Source organism: Bartonella callosciuri (assembly GCF_014203215.1).
In the GTDB taxonomy this organism is placed as follows: domain Bacteria; phylum Pseudomonadota; class Alphaproteobacteria; order Rhizobiales; family Rhizobiaceae; genus Bartonella; species Bartonella callosciuri.
In genome coordinates, this window is record NZ_JACHIM010000008.1 from 11305 (window position 1) to 21227 (window position 9923).

The window sequence follows — 9923 nt, forward strand, 5'->3', positions numbered from 1 at the left end:
TGGGCGGCTGTTAGTGTTAGAGTTCTTCAGGTATGGCTTTGCGGGTGGAGTTCTTCTGGGCGGCTGTTAGTGTTAGAGTTCTTCAGATATGGCTTTACTGGTGGAGTTCTGCTGGGCGGCTGTGGTTTTATTGAAAAATGACAACACGTCTTCTCCTCCCTCTTGCTATGGGGCTTTTAAGGCCCCATATTCGTTTTAGCACGACGATTATTCTTCATGCTGCCTCGTTCACAGCGTTTTGTGGGATTTGGCTATTCCTTGTGGGATGTTTTTTGTGGAATGTTGGAGGAAGCTAAAGAGCGGTGGTGCAAGAAAGGAAAAAAAATGAACCTGGAAAAATATAGCGAACGGTTGCAAGGTTTTTTACAATCAGCACAAAATAACGCTCTCTCTTCTGATCATCAGCAGTTTATGCCGGAGCATTTTCTCAAAGTGTTGTTAGAGGATTCTCAGGGATTGGCAGCGTCGCTCATCCAAAGAGCTGGCGGGGATCTCTCTCTTATTCAAAAAAAACTCAAAGAAGCGCTTGATGCTTTGCCAAAAGTGCAAGGCGGAAATGGGCAACTCTATCTGTCACAACCGTTGGCAAAAGTCTTCGCTCTGGCAGAAGACCTCGCAAAAAAAGCCGATGATCAGTTTGTCACCGTGGAGCGTTTGTTGCAAGCACTTGTCATGGAGAAAACTGCAAAAACAGCTGATATTTTAACAAAAGCAGGGTTGACCCCCCAAGCACTTAATCAAGCTATTAATGCGCTGCGTAAGGGAAAAACAGCAACAAGCCCCCATGCCGAAAGCCAATATGATGCTTTGCAAAAATATGCACGCGATCTCACCAAAGATGCACGCGAAGGAAAAATGGATCCTGTCATTGGGCGTGAAGAAGAAATTCGCCGGACAGTCCAAGTTCTCTCACGACGGACAAAAAATAATCCCGTGCTTATTGGTGAACCTGGAGTGGGAAAAACAGCAATCGTTGAAGGTTTGGCATTGCGCATTGTCAATGGTGATGTGCCCGAAACTTTGCGCAATAAGCAACTCTATGCACTCGATATGGGCGCACTTATCGCTGGCGCAAAATATCGAGGGGAATTTGAAGAACGCCTCAAAGCTGTTTTGGCTGAAGTGCAAGCTGAAAATGGTCAGATCATTCTGTTTATTGATGAATTGCATAATCTCGTCGGTGCGGGAAAATCCGATGGTCCTATGGATGCTTCCAACTTGCTAAAACCAGCGCTTGCACGCGGAGAACTCCATTGTGTGGGAGCAACAACGCTCGATGAATATCGCAAATATGTCGAAAAAGATGCTGCACTTGCTCGCCGATTCCAACCCGTCTTTGTGCCCGAGCCAACGCTTGAGGATACAATCTCTATCTTGCGCGGCATAAAAGAAAAATACGAACAGCACCACAAAGTACGTCTCGCCGACAGTGCTCTGATCGCTGCAGCTCGCCTGTCTAGCCGTTATATTACTGATCGTTTCTTGCCCGATAAAGCCATTGATCTCATCGATGAAGCGGCAGCGCGCTTGCGTATGCAGGTCGATTCAAAACCTGAAGAACTCGATGCTCTTGATCGGCGTATCATGCAGTTGAAAATCGAACGCGAAGCTTTGAAAACAGATGTGGAACCAACAGCCAAAGAACGTCTAAAAAATGTGCAAGATGAACTGAATATATTGGAGCAACAGTCTACCGAAATGACAAACGCTTGGCAGGCTGAAAAACAAAAATTAGGGCATGCCGCCGATTTGAAAAAACAACTTGAAGAAGCCCGCAATGCTTTGACCATCGCACAGCGTGATGGACAATTCCAAAAAGCTGGAGAACTCGCTTATAGTGTTATTCCTCAGCTGGAAAAACAATTGAGTATCGCTGAAAATGATGATCAACAAAATCAACTCGTTGAAGAAACTGTCACCGCTGAGCATATTGCACGAATTGTTTCACGTTGGACTGGAATTCCCGTTGATCGTATGCTCGAGGCAGAACGAGAAGCGCTCTTGCGTATGGAAGACGAAATTAGTACCCGCGTGGTGGGACAGGGAGAAGCCGTTCAAGCTGTTTCCCGTGCTGTACGGCGTGCCCGTGCTGGATTACAAGATCCTAATCGTCCCATCGGCTCCTTTATGTTTCTTGGGCCGACTGGTGTGGGAAAAACAGAATTAACGAAAGCTCTCGCCGCTTTCCTCTTCCAAGATCCCAACGCAATGTTGCGTATCGATATGTCTGAATATATGGAAAAGCACGCCGGTGCACGCTTGATTGGAGCACCCCCCGGATATGTCGGATATGAAGAAGGAGGGGTGCTTACTGAAGCCGTGCGGCGAAGACCTTATCAGGTCATTTTGTTCGACGAAATTGAAAAAGCCCATCCCGATATTTTTAATCTCTTGCTGCAAGTGCTTGATGAAGGGCGCTTGACCGATAGCCAAGGACGGACCGTCGATTTTCGCAATACCTTGCTCATTATGACATCAAATTTGGGAGCAGAATTTTTAACCGCCCTGCCTGAAGGACAAACAACCGATCAGGCAAAAAATGATGTTATGAACGTCGTAAAAGCAGCTTTTCGTCCCGAATTTCTTAATCGTATTGATGAAATTATTCTTTTTCAAAGATTACAACGTGGAGATATGGAAGCCATTGTCGATATTCAGATACAACATTTGCAAAACTTGCTCAATGAACGCAAAATAACTTTGCAGATCGAACCAGAAGTACGACAGTTCCTCGCTCAGAAAGGCTATGATCCCCTCTATGGAGCGAGACCGCTCAAACGCATTATTCAAAAAGAAATTCAAGATCCTCTGGCCGAAAATATCTTATTTGGGAAAATTCACGATGAATCAACCGTGACAATTGCAAAAGAAGAAAATCACTTGTCTTTTTTGCCTGGAAATTAGAAATGCCTATGAATAAGAATGTGCTGAAGCAAACAAAAAATAGGCATGACAAAATAAAAACTTGACAAGGTAAATCTAAAAAGGTACCATAACAGCATAATCGGAATTGTACGTTTTTACAAAGTGGGTTTCATTCCGGGGGGAGAAGTTTACTAAATGAATTGGTAAATCAGAAGCGATACCTGTTTTGGTTTCAGCTGTTTCATAAGCTTTCTAGAGTTTTTAATCCTTGAGATATCTTGTGGTTCCCAAAGGGGGAGTTGGGGAGGGATCGTAGAACGATTATAGTTATAAGCACTGATCGGTTTATGATCCCTTGTCATGATCCCTTGTCATGATCCCTTGGATTTTAGGCAATTCATTAATCAGACTTTTTCGTAGAAATCAATAATTTTTTCTGTAGTCTATAAATCTATGGTCTATAAAAATGATTTCTAGGCTATCTCTTCCTCTGAAAACGGCCTAACGGAGGTCATGTTTGTGGAATGATACATTTTGGAGTATCCTTTGCTGGGTGATGAAGCAAAGGCATGGGGAGGATGTGTGTGAGGTGTTTCTGATTTTTTATCAATGAATTCTCTTTTATTCTCTATCAGATGCCTCACTTTCTAAAATGCTGTTATCCCTTATTATCTTCTCTTGACCTTTTATCTTTTTGCATCCTTTGTTGGATGTCTAAGGGGAAATTTGCGGGTTTCTTTAGAGGATAAAGAGAGCCATTGTAAGGAGAGAAAGAGATCTGTATTGTAAGGAGACAAAGAGATCTGTGATGAAAAGGCAAAAAGACTTTCACACAATTATCCGGCAAAGACTATCCTAAAATGTATCATTCCACAAAGATGATCTAAGCACTCAGATTGCTCTTGATCTTTGATCAAAAGACTCTTGGTTGTTCTTACAATTTTTTTGCTGATTTTTATTGCTTTTTTATAGCGTGAGGGCAGTTTCTTTTTATTTGAAGGAACATGATGATGACAGATGAACGTTCTTTTCCTTTACGTCGAAGAGGGGGTAAAAAAGGTGCTTTGAATAAAGCAACAACGCGCTTTAATGAAGCTCTTCTTACAGCTGCTGAGCAAGCTGGATATCATTATGGTGAGGATGGGCTGGTCTCTTACCTTCAATATCATGCACTTAATAATCCTGTGCCTTTTTTTTCGCTTCTTGCAAAAGTATTGCCTCTACAGGTCACTGGAGAAGCAGGGGGTGATGTGAAGACAATTTCGCGTGTTGAGATTGTGCCGGTGAGCACAAAAGATGCGGTGTCTGGCGAGTGTGAAACTAAAGAATGTGGTGCTCCAAAAGTATGATCTCCCAAGATCATGAGACTTGAGGGTTGTCGTGTTTGAAAGGCGTGATATTTGACGCATCTTGGAGCCTTGGCGTCGTGTTCTTCTCTAAGGATAGGGCTTTGGAGGATCGTTGTACTTGAGGATTGCGGCTTTTGAGGATTGCAGGATTTGGGGAATGTGATACGCTTTTTGGCAATTTTTTACGTTCTCCATGACGCAACTCAAATTTTAAGATCAGTGATAGATTTACCCCTATACGGCATGTTGTCGTCGTATCATTAAGGAATAATGAATTCATCATCAGATGAAGTGAAAATGAAGATTCACACAAGAGTATTTTTCGTGGAGTGTCTTTAATTCACTTCTAAATATGGATCAAAAAGCTTAAAAAAAGCTGGGAAGAAGTGGCTTTCTACTTTACTGAAAAGGTGATGTGCGTGCCGCTTTAAGGCTGTTTTTCGCTTCTTGCAAAAGTATTACCTCTACAGGTTACTGGAGAAGCAGGGGGTGATGTGAAGACAATTTCGCGTGTTGAGATTGTGCCGGTGAGCACAAAAGATGCGGTGTCTGGCGAGCGTGAAACTAAAGAATGTGGTGCTCCAAAAGTATGATCTCCCAAGATCATGAGACTTGAGGGTTGTCGTGTTTGAAAGGCGTGATATTTGACGCATCTTGGAGCCTTGGCGTCGTGTTCTTCTCTAAGGATAGGGCTTTGGAGGATCGTTGTACTTGAGGATTGCGGCTTTTGAGGATTGCAGGATTTGGGGAATGTGATACGCTTTTTGGCAATTTTTTACGTTCTCCATGACGCAACTCAAATTTTAAGATCAGTGATAGATTTACCCCTATACGGCATGTTGTCGTCGTATCATTAAGGAATAATGAATTCATCATCAGATGAAGTGAAAATGAAGATTCACACAAGAGTATTTTTCGTGGAGTGTCTTTAATTCACTTCTAAATATGGATCAAAAAGCTTAAAAAAAGCTGGGAAGAAGTGGCTTTCTACTTTACTGAAAAGGTGATGTGCGTGCCGCTTTAAGGCTGTTTTTCGCTTCTTGCAAAAGTATTACCTCTACAGGTTACTGGAGAAGCAGGGGGTGATGTGAAGACAATTTCGCGTGTTGAGATTGTGCCGGTGAGCACAAAAGATGCGGTGTCTGGCGAGTGTGAAACTAAAGAATGTGGTGCTCCAAAAGTATGATCTCCCAAGATCATGAGACTTGAGGGTTGTCGTGTTTGAAAAGCGTGATATTTGACGCATCTTGGAGCCTTGGCGTCGTGTTCTTCTCTAAGGATAGGGCTTTGGAGGATCGTTGTACTTGAGGATTAATGAAAACTGCGCAAATTGCTCTTATTCCAAAGCTTATTCCTGTTTTTACTGGAAAAGCTGATGTGCGTGCCGCTTGGGGAGGGCGCGGATCTGGAAAAACACGTTCCTTTGCCTTGATGTCTGCCGTGATCGGATATCGGCATGGGAAGGCTGGGGAACGCGGTATCATTCTCTGTGCCCGACAATTTCAGAATTCACTCAATGACAGTTCCTTGGAAGAAATTAAACGGGCCATTGAAGCCTACCCTTTTTTACGAGACTATTATGAAATCGGCGATAAGTATATCAAGTCAAAAGATGGACGTATTGTCTATGTTTTTGCTGGACTGGATCGCAATATTGCAAGTATTAAATCAATGGGTCGCGTTTTCCTCTGTTGGGTTGATGAGGCCGAACCCGTTACTGAGACCGCTTGGCAAACACTCATTCCCACTTTGCGCGAAGAAGGAAAAGATTGGAATGCCGAGTTATGGGTGACATGGAACCCTTGCCGTGAAAATGCTCCCGTAGAAAAACGTTTCCGAAATGTCAAGGATCCCAATATTAAAGGTGTTGAAATCAATTGGCGTGATAATCCTCAATTTCCCGAAAAACTTAATCGAGACCGCAAGGCAGATTTAGAACAACGACCTGAACAGTATAACCATATTTGGGAAGGTGAATATCTCCAAGCTGTTCAAGGCGCTTATTACCAAAAAGCGCTTCTTGAAGCTGAACAGGAAGGGCGCATTACCAATGTTCCACGTGATCCGCTGATGCAGATCAGGATCTTTTGGGATATCGGAGGAACAGGAGCAAAGGCTGATGCGACCGCTTTGTGGGTAGCACAATTCGTTGGACGGGAAATCCGTGTTCTCGATTATTATGAAGCCCAAGGACAACCCCTTTCAGAGCATGTTGGTTGGGTCTTCCAAAAGGGATATGACAAGGCGTTGATGGTCTTGCCCCATGATGGGGCAACTAAAGATCGTGTTTATAATGTGAGTTTTGAAAGCGCTCTACAACAAGCCGGTTTTCAAACCAAAGTGATTCCTAATCAAGGCATGGGGGCTGTGAAAATGCGCATCGAAGCTGTAAGGCGATTGTTTCCTGCCATATGGTTTAACCGTGAAACAACAAAAGCCGGACGAAAAGCGCTCGCATGGTATCACGAAAAACGGGATGAACAGCGGAATATCGGACTGGGCGCTGAACATGATTGGGCAAGCCATGGCGCTGATAGTTTCGGGCTCATGTGTGTGGCTTATGAACAGCCAAAGACACAATCGAAAAAAAGAACTTATCGCTCGTTTCACCATTCTCAAACTTCATGGATGGCTTTTTAATGAATATTTCGACAGATTTTTTTGATCCCCTAGAAACGCTTGAACATCAGGCGCTTTTTAAAAAACTCGTAAACTGGTATTACGAGGATATTGCGCATGTTGAGCAATGGCGAAAAAATGCCCAAGAAGATTACGACTTTTATAATGGACGGCAATGGAATGAGCAAGATCTTGCCGTCTTACGCGAACAAAATAGACCGGTGATGACATTTAACCGGATTGCTCCTTTGATCAATGCTGTGGTTGGTACAGAGCGCAATAATAAGCGACAAGTGCAATTTATTCCACGCAAAGAAGGCGCTGCCTTTGCTAACGAGATCCTCACCGGAGCGGCAGAGTGGTTTCGTGATGAAGCTGATGGAGAATACGAAGATTCTGATGCCTTTCAAGATGCTATCATTTGCGGGATGGGTTGGACAGATACCCGTCTCGATTATGAAGAGGATCCGCAAGGAAAACCCGTGATTGCACGATTAGATCCGATGAAAATGGTTTGGGATGCAAGCGCTGTGAAACAAAATCTCATTGATGCACAGCGCGTTTGGTATATTGATGAAAAACCACTTACAGTTGCAAGAGAAATGTTCCCCCATGTCCATTGGAGCGATCTTAATGCCGATTGGGTCAAAAATAATACGTTTTTGCACCAAGGGAGCAAAGGTGATACCCAAAGCTATAGTGGAGTAGGGGAAGAGGTGGGCAGCTATCAGTGCCCGCAAATGGTCACTTTGGCGGAATGTCGATGGTTTGAACGCCAGGTTGTTTATAAAGTTCTCGATCCTCAAAGCGGAAAGTTTATTGAATATTCAGAGCAGGATTTCCAAACTTTACGCAAAGACTTTCCCTCTCTTCACGCAACAAGATTGACAAGAAAAATTGTCAAACGTGCCTTTTTGGGGAGAAAACTGCTCGAAGTACCCGATAAACCTTTGGTGCCAGCAGGTCAATTAGGCTGGGAGTGTATTACAGGAACTTTTGATAAGCTAAGTCGACAATTTTACGGCATTGTGAAACCAACAAAAGATCCGCAACGCTGGGCAAATAAATATTTTAGTCAAGTAATGCATTTGCTCAATAGCCAGTCAAAGGGCGGAATTATGGCCGAACGCGATGCTTTTGACGATGATCGCCAAGCCATGGAAAGTTGGGCGAGAGCAGACAGCATTACTTGGCTTAAAAGTGGTGCTGTTGCTGGGGGAAGAATCCAGCCTAAACCGGTTGCACAATTCCCGCAAGGCTTCTTTCAGCTGTTTAATGAAGCAAAGGGCGCACTTGACCAAGTGACTGGCTTGTCCTCTGAATTTATTGGAACACGGGCGGTAAATCAACCAGGAGTTCTTGAACAACAACGCCGACAATCGTCACTCAATTTGTTGGCTTCCTTTTTTGACGGTTTGCGGCGATACCGGAAAAGACAGGGAAAAATTATTCTCTATCTTATTCAAAACTATCTTTCCGATGGGCGATTGGTGCGGATTGCTGGAGACGAAAACGCTCAATATGTACCGCTGACACGAGAAATGATCACAAGTTTGGAATATGATATTGTGGTCGATGATGCTCCAACAAGTCTTAATGAAAAAGAGCGCACATTTGCGGTTATTATGCAATTGCTTCCTTTGATGCAAAATTTCACAACACCAGATATTATGCTCGATCTTTTACGCTATTCACCTTTGCCAGCATCATTGATCCATAAAATTGCCCTCAAAGCACAAATGCAAGGCGCGGGTGAGCAAAGTGCTCCCTTGCATGAAAATGATCATGTTGGAGGGGAAATGGCTAGCAATATGGGAGATGAGAACTTAATGCAGTCCATTTTGCACCGAGTCAATGCGCACAGATAAGCCACATCTTTTACACTATTCACCTTTGCCAGCATCATTGATTCATAAAATTGCCCTCAAAGCACAAATGCAAGGCGCGGGTGAGCAAAGCGCTCCCTTGCATGAAAATGATCATGTTGGAGGGGAGATGGCTAGCAATATGGGAGATGAGAACTTAATGCAGTCCATTTTGCACTGAGTCAATGCGCACAGATAAGCCACATCTTTTACGCTATTCACCTTTGCCAGCATCATTGATCCATAAAATTGCCCTCAAAGCACAAATGCAAGGCGCGGGTGAGCAAAGTGCTCCCTTGCATGAAAATGATCATGTTGGAGGGGAAATGGCTAGCAATATGGGAGATGAGAACTTAATGCAGTCCATTTTGCACCGAGTCAATGCGCACAGATAAGCCACATCTTTTACGCTATTCACCTTTGCCAGCATCATTGATCCATAAAATTGCCCTCAAAGCACAAATGCAAGGCGCGGGTGAGCAAAGTGCTCCCTTGCATGAAAATGATCATGTTGGAGGGGAGATGGCTAGCAATATGGGAGATGAGAACTTAATGCAGTCCATTTTGCACCGAGTCAATGCGCACAGATAAGCCACTTCATGTGAAAATATAATCTTCTTCATGTGAAAAATATAATCTTATTGTCTGAAAAAGGGAAAGCCAAAACTATGGATCGAGAACATTTAACGACAGCAGAACAAAACCAATTGAAACAGGGTGTTTTTTCAGGAGATGAACAGAGAGAAGATAGTGAAATTGGATCCCAAGAAAAAGCAAAAATTTTTGAAGAAAATTCTCAAGGCCATCAAAATCTATATCAAAAACAAAGCGCATTACAAGAACAAAAGCAGTCACAAGATTTTCAAAAGACGCTAGAGGGTGAGGCACCTCCAGACCCACAAAAAGATTTTATGGGCTATATGCAATGGTTGGGAAAAACACTTCATAAGCAGGGATTGTTGCATTCTCAACAACAGCTTAACTCTGCTGTCCACGAAGCAGAACAATTGCACACTTTCTATCAGCAATCCGTGGCCACTGTGAAACAGAAGCATCAAGATTTTGATCAAGCTGCCGATTTTATTTATGATATGCGAGCTAAGCAATTGGCTGCTTGTGCTTCACTTTATCCTGAAATGGCTGATCCGAAAGTCATTGATGAGGTGATCGGCAGTGAATTAAAACAGATCTTGCGGGATTGTGCGCTAAAAAATCAAAACCCTGC

Annotated in this window: 9 protein-coding genes; all 9 read left to right on the plus strand. The window is 43.4% G+C overall.

The window, feature by feature from the left end; translation table 11 throughout:
- Positions 1-137 precede the first annotated feature (137 nt).
- On the plus strand, positions 138-296 hold the full coding sequence (locus HNQ69_RS06500) for a hypothetical protein (RefSeq protein ID WP_183229246.1): 159 nt from the start codon (positions 138-140) through the stop codon (positions 294-296).
- A 28-nt stretch (positions 297-324) separates the two neighbouring features.
- Complete coding sequence (gene clpB / locus HNQ69_RS06505; protein ID WP_183229247.1) at positions 325-2904, plus strand: ATP-dependent chaperone ClpB; 2580 nt, start codon at positions 325-327, stop codon at positions 2902-2904.
- Positions 2905-3875: 971 nt separating this feature from the next.
- On the plus strand, positions 3876-4214 hold the full coding sequence (locus HNQ69_RS06510; RefSeq protein ID WP_183229248.1) for a hypothetical protein: 339 nt from the start codon (positions 3876-3878) through the stop codon (positions 4212-4214).
- 1314 nt (positions 4215-5528) lie between these two features.
- A complete protein-coding gene (locus tag HNQ69_RS06525) occupies positions 5529-6854 on the plus strand; it encodes a PBSX family phage terminase large subunit (RefSeq protein WP_183229250.1) in 1326 nt (441 codons plus the stop codon).
- Positions 6854-8701 (plus strand): portal protein, encoded by a 1848-nt coding sequence (locus HNQ69_RS06530; protein WP_183229251.1) that lies wholly within the window; start codon positions 6854-6856, stop codon positions 8699-8701. Before HNQ69_RS06525 ends, HNQ69_RS06530 begins: the two co-directional genes overlap by 1 nt.
- Positions 8688-8879: a hypothetical protein gene (locus HNQ69_RS06535; protein ID WP_183229252.1), complete on the plus strand. Its 192-nt coding sequence runs from the start codon at positions 8688-8690 to the stop codon at positions 8877-8879. The genes HNQ69_RS06530 and HNQ69_RS06535 overlap by 14 nt, the downstream gene beginning before the upstream one ends.
- A 4-nt stretch (positions 8880-8883) precedes the next feature.
- Complete coding sequence (locus tag HNQ69_RS06540; RefSeq protein WP_183229253.1) at positions 8884-9093, plus strand: hypothetical protein; 210 nt, start codon at positions 8884-8886, stop codon at positions 9091-9093.
- Positions 9080-9289, plus strand: a complete 210-nt coding sequence (locus HNQ69_RS06545) for a hypothetical protein (RefSeq protein WP_183229253.1) — start codon at positions 9080-9082, stop codon at positions 9287-9289. The genes HNQ69_RS06540 and HNQ69_RS06545 overlap by 14 nt, the downstream gene beginning before the upstream one ends.
- Before the next feature lie 77 nt (positions 9290-9366).
- Positions 9367-9923 (plus strand): hypothetical protein (locus HNQ69_RS06550; RefSeq protein ID WP_183229273.1); only part of this gene is annotated, 557 nt, incomplete at its 3' end.